Source organism: Brevibacterium sp. (assembly GCF_052105255.1).
Classification (GTDB): Bacteria; Actinomycetota; Actinomycetes; order Actinomycetales; family Brevibacteriaceae; genus Brevibacterium; species Brevibacterium linens_B.
This window is the reverse complement of the sequence record NZ_JBQDYQ010000006.1, coordinates 70,809-94,062: the sequence shown is the minus strand read 5'-3', so window position 1 is coordinate 94,062 and position 23,254 is coordinate 70,809. Positions and strand designations below refer to the sequence as shown.

Below are 23,254 nucleotides of genomic sequence, written 5' to 3'. Positions count from 1 at the left end.
GGACTGGCCGGGGCTATTCCGTCATCTCCATCATCGGACCCTGCCGGTAGGTGCGTGATGGGCGTCTTCCCCGACTTCGACGGCCTCGGCGGCATCGGAGACCTACGCGCCGTCGTCGGCGCGCTCCTGACCTTCGTCCTCATCGTCGCCGTCCTCATGCTGATTGTCTCCGCGATCGTGTGGTCTATCGCGACCGCCCACGGTAACTACGCCACCGCGAGCAAAGGCCGAACCGGAGTCCTCGTCTCCCTCGGCGCCGCGGTCCTCGCCGGAGGCGGCGTCGCCTGGATGAACTGGCTCCTCAACCTCGGCCAACAACTCTGACTCCAGCCTCTTCGAGCCCCAGCGGTGCCCGCGTCCTCGACGGCGTGGGCACCGCTGTTTCTGCTGACCGCGGGTCGGGAGGGCGGGCGCACCTGTCGCGTGTACCCCGTCTGCGAGTTCGTGGGCGGGCCGCCCGTCGCCAAGGAGACCTACCGTGTTCGATCTGCTCGCCAACGTCATGTCCGCGCCGCTGCTGGTGCCGATGGACATCAACATCGACCCCAACACCAACGGGCTGCCGGGGATCAACCAGCTGCGCACCATCGTGGGCGCGGTGATGACCATCGGCCTGATCCTCAGCGTCCTCGCCCTGATCGTCTCCGCGATCGTTTGGGGCTTCGGAGCCAACAGCAGCAACCCGCACCTCGCCTCGCGCGGAAAGATCGGCGTGCTCGTCTCCTGCGGCGCAGCGGTGATCTGTGGCGCGTCGGTGACGCTCATCAACTTCTTCTGGAACGTCGGCCAGCAGGTCTGACCCGCCTGACGTCGAGAGCTGGAGTTCGAGATGGGCGTGTGCGACGTTCCCGTGATCTCGTCGGTGTGCGATGCCGTCGGCGAAGGGGCCGCCACTTTGGTTGCGGCCCCGTTCGACTGGCTCGCCCAGGCGATGGGTGCCGCCGCCGGGTGGCTGTTCGAGGCGGTCTGGTCGGTGTTCGACACCACCACGCTGGTGGATGTTACCAAGCCCGGCTACCTCGCCGTCTACAACCTGCTGTTCGGCATCGCTGTCTTCGTGATGCTGATCTTCTTCTGCCTCCAACTCATCACCGGCCTGATCCGCCGAGACCCCACCGCACTCACCCGCGCCGCGCTCGGGCTGGCGAAATCCGTCCTCGGATCATTCGTCGTCATCACGCTCACCGCGCTGCTGCTGGAAGTCGTCGATCAACTGTGCATCGGGATCGTGCAGGCCGCCGGGGAGACCACCGAGTCGATGGGCGACAAGATCGCACTCCTCGCCGCGGGACTGGTCGGCATCAACATCGCCGCCCCCGGTGTCGGAGCAATCATCACCATCTTCATGGCCGGCCTCGCGATCACCGCCGCAGCCATCGTGTGGCTCTCCCTGCTCGTCCGCAAAGCGCTGCTACTGGTCGCAGTGGTGTTCGCGCCGCTCGCGTTCAGCGGAGCATCCTGGGACGCCAGCCGGGGATGGATCGGAAAGTGGGCAATGTTCGTCGTCGCCCTGGTCTGCTCCAAGCTCGTCCTCGTCGTGATGTTCCTCGTCGCCGTCACCCAGGTGTCCGCACCCATCGACGCCGATCTGGCGTCAATCAGTGATCCCATCGCGGGGATCGTGCTGATGGCGATGGCGGCGTTCGCGCCGTATCTGACCTACAAGTTCATCGCGTTCGCCGGGTTCGACATGTACCACGCGATCGGCTCCGAACAGGACGCCAAGAGCGCCCTCAACCGACCGATCCCGGTCCCGTCCAAGCCGCAAGGCGGCGCAGACCCGAAGAAGGTACTCGACGGCAGCAGTGGCGGCGGCAACACGGGCGGAAGCACTGGTGGCGGGAGCAGCGCGCCGCCACCGCCGAAGACCCCGGCACCCATACCCGCCGCGAGCAGCGGAAGCGCGGCAGGCGGAGGAGGTGCCGCAGCCGGCGGTGGCGGAGCAGCCGCAGCCGGTCCCGTGGCCGCGGGCGTGGTGATCGGAGCGAGAGTCGCTAAAGGTGCCGCCACCGCCGGACCCAAGGCCGGGACGGCGCTGGGAACCCAAGGCGAGCACACCGCAGACGCAGCCGCGCAGACACCACCACCGCCCGCAACGCCAGCGGCGGCACCGCCGTCGAGTCCCGCGCCGCGCCCGCCGAGCGCTGACCCGTCACCGCCGCCACCGAAACAGTCCCCGCCGCCCGCGCCACGCCCACCGAAGGAGTAGACGATGAGCATCACGAACAACGACCGGCAGACCGCGGGCGAGCTGGTGCCGGTGAAGTTCTCCCGACTCACCCGACGCGGTGTCCTCCTCGGCCTGTCGCTGACCCAGCTCATCACCCTCGCCATCGGCGGAGCCACCCTCATCGGCGCGTTCTACGCCGGAGGCGGGATGCTGCTCGCCTACACCCACCGATCTGGCTACTCGCAGCCGCACTGACCTGGATACCCATCGCGGGCCGACCGATTGTGGAATGGCTGCCCATCGCCTGCTGGTGGCTGTGGCGCACCACCGGCGGGCAACTGCTGTACCGTCGCCGGATCGTCGTCCCGCGCCCCGTCGGCACGCTCGCGCTGCCTGGGGACATGGCGCGGTTGCGCGAGTACACCGATCCCGAGACCAGCGCGGGGATGATCCACGACCCGCACGCCGCCACTCTCACGGTGGTGTGCGAGGTCACGCATCCCGCGTTCGTGCTCCTCGATCCCGGCGAGCAGGAACGCCGTGTCACGTCCTGGGGCCGTGTCCTCGCCACCGTGTGCCGCTCCGGGCGCATCGCGACCCTGCAAGTCCTCGAACGCACCCTCCCAGACTCCGGAACCGGCCTGGCCGAATGGTGGGCCACGCACGGCACACCCGATGGATCGTGGGCGTCCGACACCTACGCCGAACTCATCGAGCGTGCTGGTCCCGCTGGTGAGCGCCATGCCACCACGCTCTCTCTCAGCCTCGACATGAGAGCCAGCGCCCGGCAGATCAGAACCGCCGGCGGAGGGATACGCGGAGCCGCCGCCGTCCTGCGGCAAGAGATGAACACCCTCGTCGCCGCCCTCCGCTCCGCCGACCTGTCACCCTCGGGATGGCTCACCCCAGGGCAGATCGCGGTCATGCTGCGCTCGGCCTACGACCCGGCGATCGCCGCGACCCTGGAACGTCACGGTCGCCTCGGCCAGTCGCTCGCGACGGCTGGACCGGTCGCAGTCACCGAGACCTGGGGTCGTATGCGCACCGACTCCGCTCACCATGCGGTGCTCTGGGTCAGCGAGTGGCCGCGGTCGCTGGTCTATCCAGGGTTCCTGTCACCGGTACTGCTGTCCACCGGCATCCAGCGCTCGTTCTCACTGATCTGCACCCCGATGCGCTCCGACCAAGCCGCCCGTGACATCCGCAAGAAGAAGGTCGAGCACATCTCCGACCATGCCCAGCGCGCGAAGATCGGCCAGATCGAGGACGCCTCGCAGACTGCCGAGTACCACGACGTGCTCCAGCAAGAAGCCGACCTCACCGCCGGGCACGGCATCCTGCGCTACACCGGCCTGATCGCCGTCTCCGCCCCCACCGTGGAAGAACTCGACGCCGCCGTCGCCGCCATCGAGCAAGCCGCGATCCAAGCGTCTTGCGAGACCTGCCTCCTTGTCGGCCAGCAAGCCGCAGCGTTCACTGCCGCCGCACTGCCACTCTGCCGACGGGTATGACTTCAAGCTTTCAGGCGTCTCCGCCGGAGGAGCCCTTCGAGTCACCGCTCTTGAGCACAGCACCAACGACGAGGGTTCCGATGCCGAGAGCACCCACAACAACTTTCGGGCCAGCTTCCGCTGCCGCGTTTCGCAGTTGCTGCGGGTCTCGCACCGCATCTCTCCAACGGGTGCTGGTCAATGCCTCCCGGTTTGATTCAATCGCAAACGGAGTGTGGAAGTAATCGATTGAGTCGCTGACGGTGTTGATCGAGTTGATCACTTTGCGTGCGGCACGAGCGTGCAGCACGACATTCTCGCGTGCGACGCCACCGGCCTGATCGAGGCGTGTCATCAGTTGCCCTGTCTTCAGGACGATTTTGCCGCGCCGCTCTCGGAGCGCCGCATCGAGTCCAAGTCGATGCCCATCTAGCGAGCCTGGCGCTGTATCGAAGACATGATCCAACTCCAGAACCGCATACTCGTTCTGCAACTGAAACATCGTGCAAGTACAGCAAGCCAGACACTGACCTCGGTCTCAATGTCCTGGGTTGCTTTCGCGAGGGCACCTATCCCGGACTGGTCGCTGGCCTTGTCGGCGAGGGCTTCCAGAGCACGCAACGCATCGGCTTGGACCTCGGCGATTGTTCCTACCTCGGTCTTGACATTGTCCCAAGCGGTCTCGCGATCGCCGCCATGTTCACGTATCGCCATCGCTTCGTCGATCACGAAACTGACTCGATCCATCTTGGCGAGGACCTCGTCACGTTGTCTGCGACGCACGTCATCAAGCTTCCCGTCGATGGAGATGAGGAGTTGCTTCAGCTCTTGTGCCTCTTGTTGTCTCGCGAGTTGAGCCATTACTCCGGCAGCACCAGAGAGCACAACAGGGTTCGTGAGAAGGGATGCTGGACCATCCTCGATCTGAATCCACTTGCTGATGGAGCCGGGATCACCAAGCATGGCGTGACTGATGCCCTTGGTCTTCGTGGGCATCAGGCCGAACTCCTTGACGTGCTCAGCAGACTCCTTGGTGAGTCTCACATACCGGCCAGCGTTCTCGGCGATGTTGGACACCGCTTCCGCGACCTTCGATCCCGTATCAAGAGCAGCTCCGAGCCGGTCGAGGCGAAGCTCACGAGAGAGTGACGACAGCCCGACTGAGTCGAGGAAGCGCTGGACGGCCGATGGGTCGCCGATGACGGCCAGCCCCTCGCCGTCATGGATCAACTCGATCTCATCAGCCACCTGCCGCGTCCTCCTCTGTCCGCTTCCTGACTCAAGAGTATTAGTCACCGCCGACAGCCGGGTGGGAGTTCTGCGCACCTTCATGACACACGACGTGCCAGGAGGTCCATGATGCCCACGTTCTTCGATCCGACTGCCGACGCTGCGGAGGCGTCCGGGGCTCTGCGGGGGTTGGCTCATGCGAGCCGAGGCCTCGATCAGCCCGCCGAGATGTATGGGGTGATCGGTGACCTTTCGTCGGGGATGCGGTCGCTGCGGCAGGTACTCGATCAGATCGCCGATGTTCACGAGCGCAAGGTTGCGCACGCGTTCAACGACGACGGGAACCACGAGGCCGGGGTGCGGGACGCGCTGGCCGCTGCGGAGGAGTTGCGGCAGGCAGCGAACCTCGTCGACCGGGCCTACGACCGGCTCGCCGACGGTTTCATCGCGGCCGGCAAGATCGCCTGGCACCCCGACCCCGCGGTCGAGGAGGCCACGCCGTCCAGGTGGGTCAACGTGGTGTTCTTCCAGGGCGATGAGGCCGACAGGCCGTTGCGCATCCTCGGCGAGCTGGGACATGTCGATGCGGTGGACTACCTCGCACAGTGGGACTATGGCGACGAAACCACCCAGGCGGCGCTGGAGAACGGGTACGTCTACGACGAGCCCGGCGAGGGCACCAACGACCAGGTGGCGATCTCCGGCGACTACGCGCTGGTCGTCAACCCGCACATCGGGTACGTCTCCCTGCTGCGCCGCTACACCGAACCCGACACCGAGGCACAGGAAGCGGCACAGACCGGGCCACCCCCGATGCGGGACGGCCCGGAGCTGCTGGTGTCCTACTCATCGCCGGGCGCTCCGAAGCGGACCGACCTTCCGGCCCCGAAGTCGGATGGGTCGTGGTTCGAGCCGGCGAAGATCGCTGCGGTGAAGCAGGCCCGGGGGCTGGGGCTGTGACCCATGATCGGGAACGGCTGCACACCGCCGTTCTGGTGGCACCGTCGAAGGAACGGCGGAAGCTCCGCAAGCAGCGCCGTCGGGCAGAAGCCCGCTTGCATGCCGAGCAGCGGAAGGATGCGCTCGCTGCCGCGAAGGTCAAGGCCGAGCAGGAGCGGGCTGAGCGGCGCGCCACGATCTACCTCCCGAAAGCCGGTGAGACAGGTGCCGCGCGGTTGCGGACGCCAGGTCGGTTCCATCTGACGCGCCATCAGGACACCTCGGCGACCTTGGCGGGTGCGTATCCGTTCGTCGCCGAGGGTGGCCTCGGTGCCGATGGTGTGTTCGTGGGGCAGGACCTGTACTCGGGCGGGAGCTTCGTCTACGACCCGTGGGTGCTGTACGCGCGCGGCATCATCACCGCACCGAACGTGGTACTGGCCGGGATCGTCGGCTCTGGGAAGTCGAGCCTCGCCAAGTCCCTCTACACGCGGTCGTTGCCGTTCGGTCGGCGCGTGTACGTTCCCGGCGATCCGAAGGGCGAGCACACCGCGGTCGCCAACGCCGTCGGCGGAGGCGCGATCGTGCTCGGCCACGGACTCAACACCCGCCTGAACCCGCTCGACGAGGGCCACCGACCCGACGGGCTGTCGGATGAGCAGTGGACCAACACGGTCGCGGCGCGGCGTCGTGACCTGATCGGTGCGCTCGCCGAGACCGTGCTCGCACGAGGGCTCTCGCCGTTGGAGCACACCGCGATCGACATCGCCCTGACCCAGACGGTCCGGGAGAACGACGTGCCGATCCTGCCGATGGTCGTCGAACGCATCCTTGCCCCCAGTGCGGATACCGACGGCAGGCTGGCAGAGGACGGCCGGCTGGTCGGTCACGCGCTGCGCCGTCTCGTGGCCGGTGATCTGGCTGGGCTGTTCGATGGGCCGTCCACGGTCAGGTTCGATCCGTCGTTGCCGATGATCTCTCTCGACCTGTCCCGTGTCACGGAGAACTCGACGCTGATCTCGGTGTTGATGACGTGCTCGTCGGCGTGGATGGAGTCCGCGTTGCTCGACCCGAACGGTGGGCAGCGGTGGGTGATCTACGACGAAGCCTGGCGGCTCATGTCTCACCCGGCGTTGCTGCGGCGGATGGACGCGCACTGGCGACTCGCCCGGCACTACGGGATCGCGAACATGCTGATCTTCCACAAGCTCACCGACCTCGACAATGTGGGCGACCAAGGCTCGGCGATGCGGTCGCTGGCCAACTCCTTGTTGGCGAACGCGGAGACGCGGATCGTGTACCGGCAGGAGCCCGATCAACTCGGCCCGACGGCGACCGCGCTCGGCCTGACCGGGACTGAGCAGCAGCTCTTGCCGAACCTCGGCGTCGGCCAAGGCCTATGGCGGATCAAGGCCAGGAGCTTCGTTACCCAGCATCAGCTGCACCCGGCCGAGCTGGCCTTGTTCGACACGAGCAGCCGCGCGGCGGGAGGGCACCGATGAACCTCACCAGCCCGCGCCGATCCACCCCCAACGATGACGAGAATCCGGTTCCGGTGGAGCTGCCGCACGTCCTGGTCATCGTCGCCGCCGACGGGACACTGACTGCGACCGTCGATGGAACACCTATCCCAGCACCCGGTGACACCGTGTGGACGCGGACGACGTTCGGGCCGCTCATGGACGCGATCACCAAGGACCGTGCCGTCGCGATCCGGGTGGAGGTGCGTGAGTGCGACGGGAGCGTCTTCACTGACATCATCCGCCCCCGCACACCCCGACGCGCAGTGACGCTGCCGGAGAAGCCGGTGCCGGAGACGCGGCGGAGCCGTCACGCACGCCGGGTGCCGCGTTTGATGGAGGTCACCGCCGACGGATTCGTCCCCGGTGAGGATGTCGCCGTCGCGACAATCGTGTCCCACACCGACGCGACCGGAACCGGTGAGGCACGCGCGCTCATCGACCTCGATACCCTGCCCGATGCTGCGGGGCAGGAAGTGATTCTGCTCGGGCGTATCTCGGGCACGTTCACGGTGCGGCGGCTGACATGAACCAGCGACAAGCAGGCGGCATGGGCGACGAACTCACCAACGCCGCCCTCATCGGACTGATCGGCATGTTCGGCATCGCCCTCATCCTGCGCGCAGCCGGCAGCGTCACCGCGTTCCTCACCGGCCTGCCGCAGCCGGACGCCGGCCCGGCTGCGGGCCTCGGGGTGCTGTTCAACCCCGCCGACCCCGCGACCGCGCTCAGTGCCGAGGGCCTCAACCCGGTCCTGTACTGGCTCGTCAGCGCTGTCATGCTCGGCGGGCTCGCCGCCTTCGCGGTGTGGCTGTGGATCGTGCTGCGCCACCACACCAGGAAGACCGAGACCGACCCGCACCGCCTCGCCGGGATCGCCACCAGCCAGGAAGTGAAGACGGCCGCGTCGGCGAAGGCACTGCTACACCGCGCCGGGACGTTGCGGCCGTCGCTGGAATCCCCAACGCCGGAGGATATCGGCTACTTCCTCGGAGCCAGCCGCGGAACGAAGGTCTGGGCATCGGTCGAGGACTCGATCCTCCTGATCGGGCCACCCCGCTCCGGCAAAGGCCTCCATGTGGTCATCAACGCGATCCTCGACGCACCCGGCGCGGTCGTCACCACCAGCACGAGGCCCGACAACCTCACCGCCACCCTCCGCGCCCGCCGCCGCGGCGGGCCAGTCGCGGTGTTCGACCCGCAACGCCTGGCCGACGGCATCCCTGCCGGGCTGCGCTGGTCACCCGTGCGCGGCTGCCACGACCCACTCACCGCGATGATCCGCGCCAACGGCCTCGCCGCCGCCACCGGACTCTCCGCTGGTGGGGTCGAGTCCGGTGGCTTCTGGGAAGGCAAGACCCGCACCGCGCTTCAGAGCTTGCTGCACGCCGCAGCCCTCGACGTAAGACCCCCAGCCGAACTGTTCAGATGGACACTCGACCCCTCGGCTGCGTATGAAGCGGTCGCGATCCTCAACTCCCACCCGAACGCGGCGATGGGCTGGGACGACTCACTGGCCGCGATGATCGACGCCGACCCCAAAACCCGCGACAGCATCTGGCAAGGCGTCTCCCTCGCACTCTCCGCCCTTGCTGACCCGCGCGTACTCGATGCCGTCTCACCCGGACCCGACGAGCAGTTCGACCCCGAGACCTTCCTCACCGAGCAGGGCACCCTCTACCTGCTCGCCACCGGCGCCGGTGCGGGTGCATCGGCGACGCTGGTTGCGGCGTTCGTGGAAGACCTGATCGAGACAGCGCGCAGGCTCGCCGCACGCTCGCCCGGTGCTCGGCTCGATCCGCCGCTGCTGCTCGCGCTCGACGAGATTGGGAACCTCGCGCCCCTGCCGTCGCTCCCGACGCTCATGGCCGAAGGCGGCGGCACCGGGATCACGACCATGCCCGTGTTGCAGTCGCTCGCCCAAGCCCGCGACCGGTGGAGCGAGCACCAGGCCGGCGCGATCTGGGACGCCAGCATCGTCAAGATTATCCTCGGCGGTGCCTCCAACAGCCGCGACCTCCAAGACCTCTCCACCCTCATCGGCGAACGCGACGAGTACACCGACAGTGTGACCCTCGGCGACCGAGGCACCCGCTCCAACCAACGCTCCATCCGCCGCGTCCCGATCCTGCCGCCCGACCGCATCCGCACGCTGCCGTTCGGAACCGGCATCACCATGCTCCGCTCCGCACCACCTATCGTCACCGACCTACGCGCCTGGCCCATCCGGCAGGATGCCGCGCAGCTCCGTAGCGACCGCGCTGAACTCGAAGCTCTCCTGCGCCGCCCCGCACCCTGACGACTCTGGGTGCCGGGGCGCACCTGCCTGACACAGCGACCACATGCAGCTGGTCGCCCGAGTTCAGGAGGACGCCATCATGGCCATTCGCACCCATCAGTCCATCTCCGGTTTCGTTGCTTCGGACCCGCAGCTCAGTCAGACCGAACGTGGCGACGCACGCCTCTACTTGAAGGTCGGGATCGAGCACTACCGCAAGGAGCCCGACAACACCTTCACGCAGTTGGAGACGACCTTCCACGACCTCATCGCGTATCGCGGTGCTGCCGAGCAGGGGGCTAAGCGTCTGGCCAAGGGCGACAACATCATCGCCGACGGCCGGGTGCGCGACTATTCCTATGAGCGGAACGGTCAGCGGTACGAGGGCGAGGAGTTCATCGCGACTCGTATCGGTCACGATCTCGCCCGCACGCGCTACGAGGTGGATCGCACCGAGCGCTCTGCGTCCGGGCGCAACTCAGCCGCCTTCGCTGCACCTCAGCAGGCCGCGGCGCCGAGCGCTACCGCGATCGGGATGTGAGCAGGCCATCATGACCGATCAGTTCCCTGAGCATGACGACATGCCGCCCGAGCCGGTCCTGGCGTCACCCCGGTTCGACACACCTGAGCCGCCGCACCCGGTCAATTGGAACCTTCTGACCGCGAACGATCTCGAAGCCGAGTTGCTCGAACTGAATCGCTGGGTGGACTGGCTCCGTCACACGTATGGTCTTCCGGCCAGCGTCGTGCCGCCGTACTGGCACCGCCACCCCGAACTGCTGTGGGAGTTGTCCGCGCTGCACCTTCACTGGCTGTGCGCCTACGACCCCGACCAGAACGGCTCCGCGCCGCTCGGCTGGCACCGCGACTTCGCCGATGCGCGCGCCAGGCTTCGCGATTGGGTGGCCGCCTGCGGAACGCGCCTCGACCGTGACCGGCCGACACGTCAGACGAGCTGGCCGGGCGAAGACCCCGCTCAACCCATCGAGGACTCGCCGATCACCGACCGCGACGAGGACTTCGTCCGGTTCGTCCTGGACGAGGTCGCGGCGCGTCAAGATGCAGAGGACGCCTTCTTTGCCGCCGCCGTCCCGGAGACGGGTGAGGTGTGAGTCATGGCTCGTCGCTACGCACGGAAGACCGGGCAGCGCCAGCAGAGCGAGCGCGAGCTGACGATCCGCGCCGACTTCCACGATCCGCCCGACCTGGACAAGCTCAGTGAGCTGCTGATTCGTATGGCGCTCAAGCAGTCGGGCTCGTGCCGCTCGGAAGATGCGACTCGACCGAAGGGTCCCCGTGCTTCGGCGGGCTCGTCGTCGTAGAATGAACACATCCGCCGCGGATGGCGGATGTTGTGGTCCTAGCGCTTCGCCACCACGGCGAGGCAAAGCAAACGTGGCCGACTCGGCCTAGTCCTACAGCCTTCGGGCTCTTCTCACGATCAACATCCGCCTTCACATAGTCCGCGTCGGCAGGACAAGTGACTGTGGAGAAGAGCCATGACGATCATCGACGCGGACCGCACCGCGATAGACAGCCTCGTAGCGCCAACGCCGTTCCCCGGATCGTTCGCCGTCTCGTACCTGCGAGTGTCCACGAAGGAGCAGGCCGAGAAGGGCGGCCAAGCGGAGGGCTTCTCGATCCCAGCGCAGCGCGAGGCGAACCAGCGCAAAGCCGACCAGCTTGGCGCGACGATCATCGAGGAGTTCGTCGACGCGGGCGAATCTGCACGCAAGGCGGACCGGCCCGAACTGATGCGGATGATCCAGTACGTCACCAAGCACAAGACGAACTACTGCATCGTCCACAAGGTCGACCGGCTCGCCCGCAACCGTGCCGACGACGTGACAATCCACCTCGCGCTCAAGGACGCCGGAGTCACGCTGGTATCGGCCACGGAGAACATCGACGAGACCCCATCGGGGATGCTGCTGCACGGCATCATGTCCTCGATTGCCGAGTTCTACTCACGCAATCTCGCCACCGAGGTCGTCAAGGGTCTGTCGCAAAAGGCCGCGCAGGGCGGCACGGTGACGAAGGCACCCATCGGCTACCGCAATGTCGGCGTGCGCGACGACTTCGGGCGCGAGGTACGCACGGTCGAGATCGATGACGAACGGGCGCGGCTGGTCAGCTGGGCGTTCCAGGTGTTCGCCTCCGGCGACTGGACGACGAGCCAGCTCCACCAAGAGCTCGTGGCGCGCGGCCTCACGACTGCTGCGACACCGCGGCGACCTTCTCGGCCAATCGGCAAGTCATCGGTACACCGGATGTTGACGAACCCGTACTACAAGGGCAGCGTGCGCTACCAGGGCGTCACCTATGCCGGAGCACACGAGGCGATCGTCCCGAACGAGGTGTGGGACCAGGTGCAGACCGTGCTCGGCACGCACCGATCCGCAGCGGATGCAACGCAGGTGCACGAGCACTACTTGAAGGGCACGGTGTTCTGTGGACAGTGCGGCTCGCGGCTGATCGTGTGTAACGCGAAGAGCAGCCAGGGCACGATCTACCCCTACTTCGTGTGTGCGAGCCGGCATGGCGGCAGGGGCGATTGCACGCGACAGGCGATGCTGATCGAGCAGGTGGAACGACTCATCGAGCGCTTCTACGCCAAGGTGCAGATCGACCCGGAAACGATCGAGGCGGTCTCGGCGATGATCCATGCCCGGTTCGACGAAATGATGGCCGAAGGAGCCGCCGAACTCGCCGACCTCGCGTCCCGGAGAACACAACTCGGAGGCGAGCAGCAGAAGCTGCTCCAGGCTCACTACGCCGGGGCGATCCCGCTCGACCTGCTCAAGAAGGAGCAGGATCGGATCACCGCGTCGCTGGAGACCATCGAGCACCGGATCACCGCGCACCACGGCCACTACGCCGACGCGAGAGCGAACCTCGACGACTCACTGAAACTGCTGTCCAACGCCGCCGACATCTACGAGCACGCCGACGATGCAAACCGTCGGCTCCTCAACCAGGCGCTGTTCAAGACGATCTACATCGACGAGGACAACGACGTGCGCGTCGGCTACCGCAACCCGTACGACGGGCTGAGCATCCCCGGCCTCCATGCCGACGCACTGAGTTGGGCCGCGGAGGCAAAGAAGATGGGCCAGGCTGAACCCTCGACCAAGGGTGGCCCCTTGGTCGAAAGTTCAAACCTGACCCGTTTGGGGTATGCTCCTCGATTGGAACGGACTGCGCTCCGAAGTCGTCGGCTACAGCTCGGACATCGCAGCCATCAGCGATGACACGGCCATGCGCATCGTCGCTGGAGTCCTCGTCGGCGTCAGCCTCCTCATCGGGTGTCTGCAGGTCATCGCCTCGACGTCGGTGTTCCGCGGCAGCAACCGGGCCAGGCTGTGGATCCTCACACTCTCGACGATCTCCGTGATCGTGTCGATGACGAACTACTTCACCGGAGACCGCGACCTGGCGACGAACATGTATGCGCTGACGACCATCGCCATGCAGGTGGCGGTGCTGCTGGCGCTGTCGAGCGACTCCTCCCGAATGTTCACCCGCTTCAGCACGGCAGCCCTGCGTGCCGAACGACAGGACCGCGCCCTCGAGGACTGACGCGGCGGGTTCCCGCCCGCGAGGAACGGGGCGGCGGGTCCGTGTATTCTGACCGTGTCCGATCCACTCCGCACTCCGCACTTCAGCTTGACGCCGAGGTTGGACCACACACGAAGACAGGACTCCATGACCGAGCAGACCCCCGATGCTTCCGTGTTCGATTCGATCGACCCGGTCCTCAAGGTCGTCACTGCCGAGATCGAGATCTCAGCTCCCGCCGAGGTGGTCTTCGAACTCATCGCCGACCCGCAGCGACAACCCGAATGGGACGGCAACGACAACCTCGGCTCGGCCGTCGAGGGCCAGCGAGTGCAGGGGGCCGGGGGCTCGTTCGTCACGACTCTGACCAAGGGCGTGGACCGGGAGAACCACATCGTCGACTTCGCCGAGGGCAGGCTCATCGCCTGGAAGCCCTCCGAAGTGGGTGGAGAGCCGTTCGGTCAGAAGTGGGTGTGGGACATCGAACCGACCGGGGACGATTCGGTCCTGGTTCGTCACACCTATGACTGGACCGAGCTGCGCGATCCGAAGCGTCTGTCGCGGGCGCAGTCGACGACCGCGGCGAATCTGCTCGCCTCGCTCAAGAGACTCAAGCAGCTCGCCGAAGGCTGAGATCAGGCGCCTGGCAGACAGCCGCGGCCGAGGCCTGACTGCTTACCGCATCCGAGTGCCCGTTCCGCCGGGACAGCAGTCCGGTCAGAACAGACGGATAGCGGCGCTCACTTCGGCCAGGCGTCAGCGAGGCGCGTGAGCAGCGATGCCAGCTGTGCCCGTTCGTCCTCGGTGAATGTGCTCAATGCCTGATCGACGTTGTCACGCTGGGCGCCGCGGAATCTGTTGGTGATCGCGCGGCCCTTGTCCGTCAGCGCGATGAGGGTTCGCCGGGCATCATCCGGGTCTGCCTCGCGACGCAGTAGGCCGAGCTCGACGCCTTGGGATACGAGCCTGGACGCTCGCGGCTGATCGACGCCGATCGCATCGCCGAGTGCGCTGACTCCCAGCGCCGTGCCCGCCTGGACGAGTGAGACGAGCAGACGGATGAGCGCACGCCCACGGCCGTGCGCGGCGAACGGCCCGCCGGGATGACGCCTGCCGCCGAGGGGGAAGTCGACTGAGTTCCGACCGGCGCCGAATCCACCACGATCTCCGAATCCACCGCGTTCACCAAAGCCCCCGCGTTGGCCAGGGCCGCCGTCCTCACCGAACCCGCCGAAGGGGGCGAATCCGCGCGGCCCGCCGGGCCCGCGCCGCCACTGCAGGCGGGTGAGCGCCTCGGCGATCGCCTGAATGTCATCGTTCGTGCTCATGATTCGATTTTACATGCCACTTGACATGCAATCGAATTGCATGTCATTCTGCATATACATGTCAGATGACAACTGAGGAGATGACATGACTGCACACAATGACTTCAATGACGACAACGACGACTTCACCACCCCGACCGGAGGAGCCGGCGCAGCAGGTGCCGACGACCGGAAGGACTCGCCGAATACCGACGAGAACACTGCCGCCGCCAGCGCCTCGAGCCTCGGCTCCGATCGCGAACAGCCGGGCGAAGCGGACAAGGCCGAGGCGACAGCGAATGATTCGGTCGCAGGCACCGATTCCGTGAACGACGCCGAATCCGGCGACGACAAGGGTGATGACACCGACGCCGATCTGCCGAAGCTGCTGCGCGAGTTCAGCCACGTGCTGCGTCGCGAATTCCGTGCGGCCGCCGCCGACTCGGGATTCGACCCCCGCGAATTCGGACGTATGCGGCGGGGACGTCGCCGCTGGGATTCCGATGAAGTCGTCGCCGACGGTGCCGCCTACCCGGAAGAGCCTGTGACCTACGGTCCGCCGCGTGGCCGAGGTGGATGGGGACCATCGAAGAACATCGATCCCGAAGAGCTGCGCCAGCGCTTCCGGGATATGCGCGACGGAGTCGGCGATCGCATCGAAGAGGTGCTCACCTCGGAAGAATTCGAGAACCTCAAGGCCTCGCTGACGAAGATCGTCGACAACTTCGGTCCCGACCGCTGCGGAGACGACCCAGACCGCCACGACGGACCGCACGACCGCGAACACCCCCGCGACCATGACGGACCGCACGACCGCGACCACTCCCACGACCATGACGATCACCGAGGCGGCCCTGACCGCCACAAGGCTCATGGACCCCGCGGTGGGAACGGCGACCGCGACCGGCGCCGCGGGGGAGGCCGCGGACGGCGGGGGTTCGGCCCGAACTTCGGTCCCGGCTTCGGCCCGGGTCGACGAGGATTCGACCCCTTCGGCTGGGCCGATGAGCGCCGCAGCCGCGAGCAGGAGGTCCAAGAGGCCTTCGAACGCGGATTCGCCGCGGGCTTCGAAAAGGGACGCAACTCGTAAGCGGCTCCGCCGGTCCGCCCGCTGGTCACGCAGGCACGGTGAGCAGAGTACGGATCCGGCCACACGAGAACGCGATGCCGGCCCGCACATCCGCGCTGTCCATCAACAGAACGGCACCGTGAAACTTCGACGCGATCCGGTGCGAACCTCCACGGTTCGCACCGGATCGCGTCTGCGTCTGTGCGCCGAGACTCCCGGCACGGTGCCCAGGTGTGTCCAAGGCACTCCTGCCTGCGCAGCGATCATGCGACGGTACAGGCCGCTGACCGCTCAGCCGCGGGAGAGCACCGCCCCGAGATCATCGAGCATGCTGCGATCCTCGATCGTCGACGGCACTGCCGGATCGGCGACGCCATCGGCGATCTGGCGCATCGTCTTGCGCAGGATCTTGCCCGAACGGGTCTTCGGCAGACCCGCGACGATGTCGACGCGTTTGAACGCGGCGACGGGCCCGATCTCCTTGCGGACGAGCGCCACGAGTTCCTCGATGACGCTGTCCGGATCGGCCGCCTCGGCGGAATCCCCGAGCACGACCAGCGCACGTGGGATCTGCCCCTTCACGTCATCGTGGACGCCGATGACAGCGGCCTCGGCTACGGCCGGATGGGAGGCGACGACCGCCTCGATGATTCCGGTGGACAGGCGGTGGCCGGCGACGTTGATGACATCGTCGGTGCGACCCATGACGAAGACGTACCCATCCTCATCGAGATAGCCGGAATCGCCGGTGAGGTAATAGCCGTCGAAGGCGGCGAGGTAGGAGGAGATGAACCGCTCGTCGTCACCCCACACCGTGGCCATGGTGCCCGGAGGCAGCGGCAGCCGGATGACGATGAGTCCTTCCTCGCCGGACGGAACGGGCTGACCGCCGGGGTCGACGACCTCGACGTGGAAGCCGGGAGTCGGCTTCGTCGAGGACCCCGCCTTGAGCGGGAACCGGGTCAGTCCCAGCGGATTCGCCGTGATCGGCCAGCCGGTCTCCGTCTGCCACCAATTGTCGACGACGGGGACGTCGCGTCCGGTCGCCTCGGCGAGGATCTTCGTCGTCCACTCGTACGTGTCGGGATCGAGGCGCTCGCCGGCGAGGAATTCCGCACGCAGACTCGACAGATCGTACTTCTTCATCAGCTCGCCGTTCGGGTCCTCCTTGCGCACCACGCGCATGGCGGTGGGGGCGGTGAAATGGACGTTGACCTTGTGCTGCTCGATGGCGCGGAAGAAGGCTCCGGCGTCGGGTGTGCCCACGGGTTTGCCCTCATAGAGCACCGAGGTGACGCCGGCCAGCAGGGGTGCGTAGATGATGTACGTGTGCCCGACGACCCACCCGACGTCGGAGGCTGTGAATATCGTGTCGCCCGGGTTCAGTCCGAAGACAGTCGGCATCGAGAAGGCTCCGGCCACCGCATATCCGCCGGAGTCGCGGACGATTCCCTTCGGTTTGCCGGTGGTACCCGAGGTGTAGAGGACGTAGAGCTCGTCGGTGGCCTTCACGGTCACCGGGTCGATGCCCTCGGGTGTCTGGGCGAGCAGTTCGGCGTAGTCGAGGTCGTTCTCGCCGAGTTCGCAGCGATGTTCGTCGCGTTGGACGATGACGGTGAAGTCAGGTTTGTTCTCAGCGATCTCGATGGCCTCATCGAGCATCGGCTTGTATTCGAGGACTCGGCTCTTCTCGACTCCACAGGAAGTGGAGATGACCGCCTTCGGGGCGGTGTCGTCGATGCGCACGGCGAGCTCGTTCGGAGCGAAGCCGCCGAAGACGACCGAGTGGATCGCGCCGAGGCGGGCGCACGCGAGCATGGCCACGGCTGCCTCGGGGATCATCGGCATGTAGATGACGACGCGATCGCCCTTGGTCACCCCTCTGTCCGCCAGAGCCCGAGCGAAGCGGGAGACCTCGTCGAGAAGCTCGGCGTAGGTGATCGAACGGACGGTGTCTGTGACCGGCGAATCGTAGATGATGGTGGCCTGGTCGCCGCGGCCGTTCGCGACATGTCGGTCGAGCGCGTTGTAGCAGACGTTGAGCTCGCCGTCGGGGAACCAGCGATAGATCGGCGCATTCGAATCGTCGACAGCCTTCGTCGGTTCGGTGACCCAGTCGATGTGGTTCTTGGCCTGTTCGAGCCAGAAGCCCTCGGGGTCCGAATCGATGCGCGCGACGATGTCGTCGTAGCTGGGGGTGGTGGTGTCGGGTTTCGTGTCCATGCTCCTATTGTGACTCATGGCACAGTTGCGTGCCGAGGTGGGGCACATCCTCGGGGATAGCCACCGGCACGAAAGTGGACCCATTTCCCTGCACTCGGACCAGGAGAGGGCACAATGGGGATATGAGATTCCTGGTTGCACTGATCCTCGGCCTCGCCGTCATGTTCGGTCTGAACGCCATCTTCGACTTCTTCGCGATGGCACGACCGTGGGGTTCGATCCTCATGGGCCTCATCGTCGGGCTGACCATGCTCGTCGTCCTGCTCATCTGGGAGGCCGTGCGCCCGACCCAGCCGAAGGGCGAATCGGCGAAGGCCAAGGCGAAGGCGCAGAAGAGCGAAGACGAGCGGGCGAAGGCCCGTGCCGAACGACGTGCCCGACTCGCCGCCGAGGCGGGAGTGAGCCTCGAAGGCATCGACGGTGCCCTGCCGGGATCGACCGCCCAGTCCGCCGAGGCGACCTCGTCGGATGAGACGGACACCGCTGAGGCGGCCCCCACCGAGGATGCCGATGCTCAGGCGGCTTCCACCGAGGGCGCCGACGCGGAGATGTCTCGCTTCGAGGGGGCCGATGCAGAGGTGGCAACCGCCGAGGAAGATGCGGCAGGCGGTGAGTCCGCCGCAGCGTCTCCTCCCGAGGGGGAGGTCTCAGAGGGCGAAGCCGCTGAGGATGATTCCGCCGAGGGCGAGGCGTCCGGAGGCGAGGATTCGGCAGTGTCTGCTGCGACGGCCGAAGATGAGGCATCCGCGCAGGTCGACGACACAGCCGGTCGGAACGCGGCTGACGATGCAGCCGAGCAGAACAATGAGTCAGATTCCTCCCTGGAATCCGACGGAGCCGAAGGTGACGAGGCCTCGGCGGATGAAGTACGACCCGCCGAGTCAGCGAAGCCCGCAGTGGTCGTGAAGACCGCGGAGCCGGCCGCACCCGCAGAGCCGACAGACTCCGCCGAGTCCGCACAGCCGGGCGACACCGACGCCGCCAAGGCCGACGCCGGCGGTGACACCGAATCCGGAGACACCGGCGCCGCCAAGGCCGACGCCGGCGGTGACACCGAATCCGGAGACACCGGCGCTGATGCTGATGAACCCTCTCGGCCCGTTGAGAAGCCGACCGTCCAGACAGGGGATTCGTCCGAACTGCCGCCACCTCCGCCGATGCCGCCGTCGTTCCCCGCGCGACCCACCGCCGCCCCGCACGCCGATGTCGCCGAGGCACCGCAGGCCGATAGCGGCGACGCGACGAACGATGACGAGTCCGCGGCTCCGTCGCTCAAGCAGGACGATGCCGGAGACAGCGGCTCCGCCTCGGCGGACGACCCGGGGCTCGAAGGACCGGCCGACCCGGAGCTCGAAGGACCGGCCGATGATCCGGCGACGCTCGACCCGGAGGAGTTCGACGAATCCGCCAGCGGATCCTCGCTCGAGGCACCGCCGACGGGCGAACCCGGAATGTCGGCCGACGCGCTCTCCGGCAAGATGCCGGACGAGGCCGATGAGTCTGCCGGCACAGCCGACGACGAGCCCGCCGATGACGACGGCGAGGAAGCCCAGACTCCCGAACGCAAGGGGCCCTCAGCCGAGGAGAACAACCAGTACCGGCTCTGAGCCGGCAGCACCGGCTCTGATCCGGTGATACCGCCCCTGTTCCGGAGGAACCCTCAGGCGTAGTGCGCGGCGAGGATCTGCAGGCCCTCTTCGATGCTGACGCGGGGAGTCCACCCGAGGACGTCCTGCGTCCGCCGCTGATCGAACCAATGCGCGGTCGACAGCTGTTCGGCGAGGAACCTCGTCAACGGCGGTTCGTCGTCATGGTCTCCGAGCTCCCACACCTTTTCGACCACAGACCCTGCTGCCAGAGCCGGGGCCACCGGGATGCGCAGCTTGGGTTCTGCCGCACCGCCGGCGATCGCGATGCGCGACATCAGCTCACCGATGGGTCGCGGCTGACCGTTCGTCACCACCAGCGCCTCACCATGAGTGGAATCGACCGCGGTCACCGCGGCGACGATCGCCTCAACTGCATTGTCGACGAACAGGGTGTCGACCAGCGCCGCGCCCGATCCGAGCACCGGCATCCGACCCGATCGGGCACGATCGATGACCCGCTCCGTGAGCTGAGTGTCACCCGGACCCCACATGAGGTGGGGGCGCAGGACGAGTACCCGGAAATCGGGCGAATCCGCGCTCAGGGCAATCCGCTCACCGGCCCCCTTCGTCCGCGCATACTCGCCGCGCGCGAACTCGGGAGACGCCGGTTCGGCACCGTCGCCGATGATCGACTCACCGGTATGCGCCACCGACGGCGACGAGATGTGGACCAGCCGCTGTACGCCGGCGGCCCGAGCAGCGTCGACGAGGGTGCGGGTGCCGCCGATGTTCACGGCCTCGAATTCCTTGGGATCACCCATCATGGACACCTTCGCGGCCAAGTGCACGACAGCCTCGGCGCCGGTGACCGCCTCATCGACGGCGGCCGCATCGGTCACCGAACCCACCACATCGGTGGCCCCGTCGACCCCCGACGGGCGACGCTGCAGAGTGGTGACCTCGTGACCGGCGGTGACGAGCGCACGCGCGACGGACGAACCGAGCAGCCCGGAGGCTCCGGTGACGGTGATTCTCACTTCAGCTCCTCGTGAACGGGGACGACGCAGATTCGTGGGTGGCGCAGATATCGGCGATGCCTCTAGACGCTTCCCCGCACCGGCCCACCGGCCAGGACGCTGTCGGCCCAGGCGGCGAGACGGGAGCGGTCGATCTTCGAATTGTGGCGGATATCGGTGGGGAATTCGGGTGCCACGAGGACCGCGGTCAGGTCATGACCGACCGCCTCGGCGATCTTCCCCCGCAGCCGTGCAGTCAGATCCAAAGGCGCCAGGCCGGGCGACAGTGTTGTGCCCTCGGCATCGAGCACCGCCACCAGCGCCTGGGTGCCGACGGGTCCGATTCCGACGACGGAACTGCGGCTGACCTGGGCGTCAGCGTCGATGAGTGCCTCGAGCCCACCGGGCCCGACCGGCCCGCGCAGGGTCGTGGCGACGTGCTGCAGCCGCCCCTCGAGCCACACCCGACCAGCATCGTCGATATGCCCGATGTCGTTCGTTCGGTGCCAGGTCAGACCATGCAGATCATCACGGGCCGAATCCGCGGTGGTGCGCCACAGATTGTCGTAGCCGGACTTGATGTGGGCGGCACTGACGACGAATTCGCCGAGGCGGCCCCGCGCGTCTTCGCCCTGTATCAGCTCATCGGTCGATCGTCCGGATTCATCGATGGGTGCCAGTGCGAGTTCGACGCCGTCGATCGGCTGCCCCACGCACACTCCGAGACCGCCGGTGGCAGCGGCGGCAGCCACCCCGTCGCGGTCGATGTCGGTGAGCAGGAGCCCCTCGGTCATGCCGTAGGGGGAGTGGATGGACGCGTTCGGGAACACTCCGGCGATGGCATCCATGAGTTCGAGAGGCACAGGTGCACCCGCCGAGAGCACGAGTTCGACCCCCGCACACGCTGCCCGCTGCTGATCGTCGAGCTCGCCGGCGGTCGCGGCGACATTCGTATATGCGGCCGGGGAGGCGAAGACCATGGTGGCCCGTCCGGCGATGATCGCATCGGCGATCGCTGAGGCCGTGAGCGTCTTCGGTTTCGTCACCGACATGTCCGGTGTCACCGAGGTGGCGCCGATGGCCGGGCCCAACAGGGCGAACGGTGGGAACCCGGCGACCAGACCGGTGCCCTCCGTGACGTTGAAGGTCCTGGTCAGCACGGCCGCCAGCGCGGAGATGTCCGCGTGCGTATAGCGCACGCCTTTCGCCGGTCCGGTCGACCCGGAGGTGAAGAGGATCGCCGCATCGGCATCCGGGGCCGGGGTCGGCAGCTCGGCCCGGTGCGGGGTGCGGGAGAGTTCGGTCAGGCTCGTCTCTGCCTTGAACAAGCGCGAGCGCACAGGTCCGAGCGGACTCACCGAGATGCGCCGTCCCGGCCAGCCGAAAGCGCGGGCCAGAGCGAGTCCGGGCAGTTCCCCGATGATCCACTGCGGATCGGCCGAGGTGATCGCTCGAGTCATTCCCTTCGGGCCGAGTCCGGCATCGGCGACGACGGCGACCGCCCCGATCTTCAGGCATGCATAGAGCGCGGCGGTGAGATTGTTGCCCGGAGGCACGAGCATCGACACCCGGTCCCCGGGCTTCACCCCGAGGTCGAGCAATCCGTTCGCGATCGACGTCGTCACGTGCCACAGGTGGTGCCAGGTGATCTGCTGCGCCGGATTCTGCGCGAAGTCGACCGAGGCGATCGCCTCGTCGTCACGGCGGGCATTGAGGATCGCCGTCACCGCGCGGACGTCCGCATCGGACGCTGAGCCGGCGCCGGCAGGGACCGATCCCTTCGCCGAGGCGGCCGTGTCCTTCCGCGCGGACGATCCCTTCGCGGGGGCCGCCTCGGTGGGGGTATTCGCAGCGTCGGGCGAATCGAACCGGGAGCTCAGCCAGTCGAGGACGAGACCGGGTACATCGTGGTCCTCGCTGACGAGGTGGGAGGCTGTTTCGAACCGGTGCATGTCGGCCTGCGGCAGGCGCTGGCGCAGGTCGCGCAGATAGCGTTCGAGGAACACCGGATCCTTCGGGCCCCAGACGAGCAGCGCCGGTTTGTCGAAGGCGGCGATGTCCTGGCCGATGCGCTGGAGTTCGGGATCGGAGGCATGAGTGTCATCGACGGGGATATCGGCGACGAAGTTGCCGATCGCCCACCGGTCCGCAGGTGTGCGGTACGGGGCGCGGAACGCGTCCTTGGTCTCGGCATCGAGATCGCCCAAGGCGAGGGTGACGCGCAGGAAGCCGTCGGTGAGAACGGTGGCCGCAGGCAGCATGGGCCCGGCCAGGGTCGCGCGCAGCGGCGCGGGCACCGGGGCGTCCTCGGGCTGGTGGACGGCCGTGTTGAGGCTGATCGCCGCGGACACCAGTTCGGTGTTCCGGGCGGCCCAGCCGAGTGAGAGGACTCCGCCCCAGTCGTGACCGATCGTCACGATCGGGTGGGTGGCGGATCCGGTGGCGGCCACCTCGGCGAACAGGTTTGAGACGACCGCGTCGAAATCGCTGATGCGATCGGCGATGCGCCGCACCTCGGCGGATTCCGGGGCCGGCATCGAGGAGTGGGCGAGTCGTTCGGAGAAGCCCATCTCGAGCTGGTCGGGGGCGATGAGCCGCCAAGCGCGGCCGCCGGACTGTGCGGCATCGATGGTGGCCTGGGCGAGCCTGCGCCACAGGTACGACCAGGTCGGGTTGCCGTGGAGGGCGACGATCGTGCCCGTCGGCTCCACCCCGGCGGCGGTCAGGGCGGGCAGTGTGTCGAGCACATGGAACGCATGCGTCCCATCGGAGGTTTCCGCCTCGACGATGCGGGACCAGGCGGGGTCCCACTCGGGCAGCTGCGGGGGAGTCGTGGCCGGCCGTGCAGGAAATCTCATGAAGTCT

The 23,254-nt window shown here is 67.1% G+C and carries 21 protein-coding genes and 1 pseudogene; 16 read left to right on the top strand and 6 right to left on the bottom strand.

Annotated elements, in window-relative coordinates:
• The first annotated feature begins 57 nt into the window (after window positions 1-57).
• From ACTIIH_RS03780 to ACTIIH_RS03765, 4 genes and pseudogenes are all read left to right on the top strand, one after another.
• Window positions 58-324, top strand: a complete 267-nt coding sequence (locus ACTIIH_RS03780; protein ID WP_441091722.1) for a DUF6112 family protein — start codon at window positions 58-60, stop codon at window positions 322-324.
• A gap of 178 nt (window positions 325-502) precedes the next feature.
• A complete protein-coding gene (locus tag ACTIIH_RS03775; RefSeq protein ID WP_297105607.1) occupies window positions 503-799 on the top strand; it encodes a DUF6112 family protein in 297 nt (98 codons plus the stop codon).
• Between the two features lie 30 nt (window positions 800-829).
• On the top strand, window positions 830-2,209 hold the full coding sequence (locus ACTIIH_RS03770) for a conjugal transfer protein TrbL (RefSeq protein ID WP_441091723.1): 1,380 nt from the start codon (window positions 830-832) through the stop codon (window positions 2,207-2,209).
• Between the two features lie 3 nt (window positions 2,210-2,212).
• Window positions 2,213-3,681: pseudogene (locus ACTIIH_RS03765) on the top strand (PrgI family protein).
• Between the two features lie 10 nt (window positions 3,682-3,691).
• Here the strand turns inward: ACTIIH_RS03765 and ACTIIH_RS03760 are convergent.
• Window positions 3,692-4,015: a hypothetical protein gene (locus ACTIIH_RS03760; RefSeq protein ID WP_441450544.1), complete on the bottom strand. Its 324-nt coding sequence runs from the start codon at window positions 4,013-4,015 to the stop codon at window positions 3,692-3,694.
• A 74-nt stretch (window positions 4,016-4,089) separates the two neighbouring features.
• Window positions 4,090-4,908, bottom strand: coding sequence for a hypothetical protein (locus ACTIIH_RS03755; RefSeq protein WP_441450542.1), 819 nt, complete (start codon window positions 4,906-4,908; stop codon window positions 4,090-4,092).
• 108 nt (window positions 4,909-5,016) lie between these two features.
• Between ACTIIH_RS03755 and ACTIIH_RS03750 the strand changes: the two genes are divergently transcribed.
• The 10 genes from ACTIIH_RS03750 to ACTIIH_RS03705 all read left to right on the top strand — a co-directional run bounded on the left by ACTIIH_RS03750 (window position 5,017) and on the right by ACTIIH_RS03705 (window position 13,818).
• The gene (locus tag ACTIIH_RS03750; RefSeq protein ID WP_441091727.1) at window positions 5,017-5,850 is read left to right on the top strand and encodes a hypothetical protein; all 834 of its coding nucleotides are present in this window, start codon (window positions 5,017-5,019) and stop codon (window positions 5,848-5,850) included.
• Window positions 5,847-7,331 carry an ATP-binding protein gene (locus tag ACTIIH_RS03745; RefSeq protein ID WP_441091775.1) on the top strand — a complete coding sequence of 495 codons (1,485 nt, stop codon included), beginning with the start codon at window positions 5,847-5,849 and terminating at the stop codon, window positions 7,329-7,331. The genes ACTIIH_RS03750 and ACTIIH_RS03745 overlap by 4 nt, the downstream gene beginning before the upstream one ends.
• Window positions 7,328-7,879, top strand: coding sequence for a hypothetical protein (locus tag ACTIIH_RS03740; protein ID WP_441091728.1), 552 nt, complete (start codon window positions 7,328-7,330; stop codon window positions 7,877-7,879). Before ACTIIH_RS03745 ends, ACTIIH_RS03740 begins: the two co-directional genes overlap by 4 nt.
• On the top strand, window positions 7,876-9,648 hold the full coding sequence (locus ACTIIH_RS03735) for a TraM recognition domain-containing protein (RefSeq protein ID WP_441091729.1): 1,773 nt from the start codon (window positions 7,876-7,878) through the stop codon (window positions 9,646-9,648). Before ACTIIH_RS03740 ends, ACTIIH_RS03735 begins: the two co-directional genes overlap by 4 nt.
• Before the next feature lie 79 nt (window positions 9,649-9,727).
• Window positions 9,728-10,168, top strand: a complete 441-nt coding sequence (locus tag ACTIIH_RS03730) for a single-stranded DNA-binding protein (RefSeq protein ID WP_441091730.1) — start codon at window positions 9,728-9,730, stop codon at window positions 10,166-10,168.
• 40 nt (window positions 10,169-10,208) lie between these two features.
• Window positions 10,209-10,739: a hypothetical protein gene (locus tag ACTIIH_RS03725; protein ID WP_205649665.1), complete on the top strand. Its 531-nt coding sequence runs from the start codon at window positions 10,209-10,211 to the stop codon at window positions 10,737-10,739.
• A gap of 3 nt (window positions 10,740-10,742) precedes the next feature.
• A complete protein-coding gene (locus ACTIIH_RS03720; RefSeq protein WP_441091731.1) occupies window positions 10,743-10,949 on the top strand; it encodes a hypothetical protein in 207 nt (68 codons plus the stop codon).
• A 177-nt stretch (window positions 10,950-11,126) separates the two neighbouring features.
• Window positions 11,127-12,878, top strand: a complete 1,752-nt coding sequence (locus ACTIIH_RS03715; protein WP_441091732.1) for a recombinase family protein — start codon at window positions 11,127-11,129, stop codon at window positions 12,876-12,878.
• Window positions 12,805-13,206 carry a hypothetical protein gene (locus tag ACTIIH_RS03710; protein WP_441091733.1) on the top strand — a complete coding sequence of 134 codons (402 nt, stop codon included), beginning with the start codon at window positions 12,805-12,807 and terminating at the stop codon, window positions 13,204-13,206. Before ACTIIH_RS03715 ends, ACTIIH_RS03710 begins: the two co-directional genes overlap by 74 nt.
• A 126-nt stretch (window positions 13,207-13,332) precedes the next feature.
• On the top strand, window positions 13,333-13,818 hold the full coding sequence (locus ACTIIH_RS03705) for an SRPBCC family protein (protein ID WP_441091734.1): 486 nt from the start codon (window positions 13,333-13,335) through the stop codon (window positions 13,816-13,818).
• A 107-nt stretch (window positions 13,819-13,925) separates the two neighbouring features.
• Here the strand turns inward: ACTIIH_RS03705 and ACTIIH_RS03700 are convergent, their stop codons facing one another.
• Entirely contained in the window at window positions 13,926-14,513 is a 588-nt protein-coding gene (locus ACTIIH_RS03700; RefSeq protein ID WP_441450538.1) for a MarR family winged helix-turn-helix transcriptional regulator, read from the bottom strand.
• 85 nt (window positions 14,514-14,598) lie between these two features.
• Here ACTIIH_RS03700 and ACTIIH_RS03695 point away from each other — a divergent pair, with 85 nt between their 5' ends.
• Entirely contained in the window at window positions 14,599-15,582 is a 984-nt protein-coding gene (locus ACTIIH_RS03695; RefSeq protein ID WP_441091736.1) for a hypothetical protein, read from the top strand.
• 270 nt (window positions 15,583-15,852) lie between these two features.
• Here the strand turns inward: ACTIIH_RS03695 and ACTIIH_RS03690 are convergent, their stop codons facing one another.
• On the bottom strand, window positions 15,853-17,784 hold the full coding sequence (locus tag ACTIIH_RS03690; protein WP_441450536.1) for an acetate--CoA ligase: 1,932 nt from the start codon (window positions 17,782-17,784) through the stop codon (window positions 15,853-15,855).
• Window positions 17,785-17,906: 122 nt separating this feature from the next.
• On the opposite strand from ACTIIH_RS03690, the gene ACTIIH_RS03685 reads away from it, so the two are divergent.
• Window positions 17,907-19,391, top strand: a complete 1,485-nt coding sequence (locus ACTIIH_RS03685) for a hypothetical protein (RefSeq protein WP_441450534.1) — start codon at window positions 17,907-17,909, stop codon at window positions 19,389-19,391.
• A 53-nt stretch (window positions 19,392-19,444) separates the two neighbouring features.
• On the opposite strand, the gene ACTIIH_RS03680 is transcribed toward ACTIIH_RS03685, so the two are convergent.
• Window positions 19,445-20,410: an NAD-dependent epimerase/dehydratase family protein gene (locus ACTIIH_RS03680; protein ID WP_441450532.1), complete on the bottom strand. Its 966-nt coding sequence runs from the start codon at window positions 20,408-20,410 to the stop codon at window positions 19,445-19,447.
• Window positions 20,411-20,472: 62 nt separating this feature from the next.
• On the bottom strand, window positions 20,473-23,247 hold the full coding sequence (locus ACTIIH_RS03675; protein WP_441450530.1) for an alpha/beta fold hydrolase: 2,775 nt from the start codon (window positions 23,245-23,247) through the stop codon (window positions 20,473-20,475).
• Window positions 23,248-23,254 lie beyond the last annotated feature (7 nt).

Excerpts from the sequence above, each read along its gene's own strand:
- ACTIIH_RS03780 (WP_441091722.1), top strand. The coding sequence starts at position 58 with ATGGGCGTCTTCCCCGACTTCGACGGCCTCGGCGGCATCGGAGACCTA.
- ACTIIH_RS03775 (WP_297105607.1), top strand. The coding sequence starts at position 503 with ATGTCCGCGCCGCTGCTGGTGCCGATGGACATCAACATCGACCCCAAC.
- ACTIIH_RS03770 (WP_441091723.1), top strand. The coding sequence starts at position 830 with ATGGGCGTGTGCGACGTTCCCGTGATCTCGTCGGTGTGCGATGCCGTC.
- ACTIIH_RS03760 (WP_441450544.1), bottom strand. The coding sequence starts at position 4,015 with ATGACACGCCTCGATCAGGCCGGTGGCGTCGCACGCGAGAATGTCGTG.
- ACTIIH_RS03750 (WP_441091727.1), top strand. The coding sequence starts at position 5,017 with ATGATGCCCACGTTCTTCGATCCGACTGCCGACGCTGCGGAGGCGTCC.
- ACTIIH_RS03740 (WP_441091728.1), top strand. The coding sequence starts at position 7,328 with ATGAACCTCACCAGCCCGCGCCGATCCACCCCCAACGATGACGAGAAT.
- ACTIIH_RS03735 (WP_441091729.1), top strand. The coding sequence starts at position 7,876 with ATGAACCAGCGACAAGCAGGCGGCATGGGCGACGAACTCACCAACGCC.
- ACTIIH_RS03730 (WP_441091730.1), top strand. The coding sequence starts at position 9,728 with ATGGCCATTCGCACCCATCAGTCCATCTCCGGTTTCGTTGCTTCGGAC.
- ACTIIH_RS03725 (WP_205649665.1), top strand. The coding sequence starts at position 10,209 with ATGCCGCCCGAGCCGGTCCTGGCGTCACCCCGGTTCGACACACCTGAG.
- ACTIIH_RS03720 (WP_441091731.1), top strand. The coding sequence starts at position 10,743 with ATGGCTCGTCGCTACGCACGGAAGACCGGGCAGCGCCAGCAGAGCGAG.
- ACTIIH_RS03715 (WP_441091732.1), top strand. The coding sequence starts at position 11,127 with ATGACGATCATCGACGCGGACCGCACCGCGATAGACAGCCTCGTAGCG.
- ACTIIH_RS03710 (WP_441091733.1), top strand. The coding sequence starts at position 12,805 with ATGCTCCTCGATTGGAACGGACTGCGCTCCGAAGTCGTCGGCTACAGC.
- ACTIIH_RS03705 (WP_441091734.1), top strand. The coding sequence starts at position 13,333 with ATGACCGAGCAGACCCCCGATGCTTCCGTGTTCGATTCGATCGACCCG.
- ACTIIH_RS03700 (WP_441450538.1), bottom strand. The coding sequence starts at position 14,513 with ATGAGCACGAACGATGACATTCAGGCGATCGCCGAGGCGCTCACCCGC.
- ACTIIH_RS03695 (WP_441091736.1), top strand. The coding sequence starts at position 14,599 with ATGACTGCACACAATGACTTCAATGACGACAACGACGACTTCACCACC.
- ACTIIH_RS03690 (WP_441450536.1), bottom strand. The coding sequence starts at position 17,784 with ATGGACACGAAACCCGACACCACCACCCCCAGCTACGACGACATCGTC.
- ACTIIH_RS03685 (WP_441450534.1), top strand. The coding sequence starts at position 17,907 with ATGAGATTCCTGGTTGCACTGATCCTCGGCCTCGCCGTCATGTTCGGT.
- ACTIIH_RS03675 (WP_441450530.1), bottom strand. The coding sequence starts at position 23,247 with ATGAGATTTCCTGCACGGCCGGCCACGACTCCCCCGCAGCTGCCCGAG.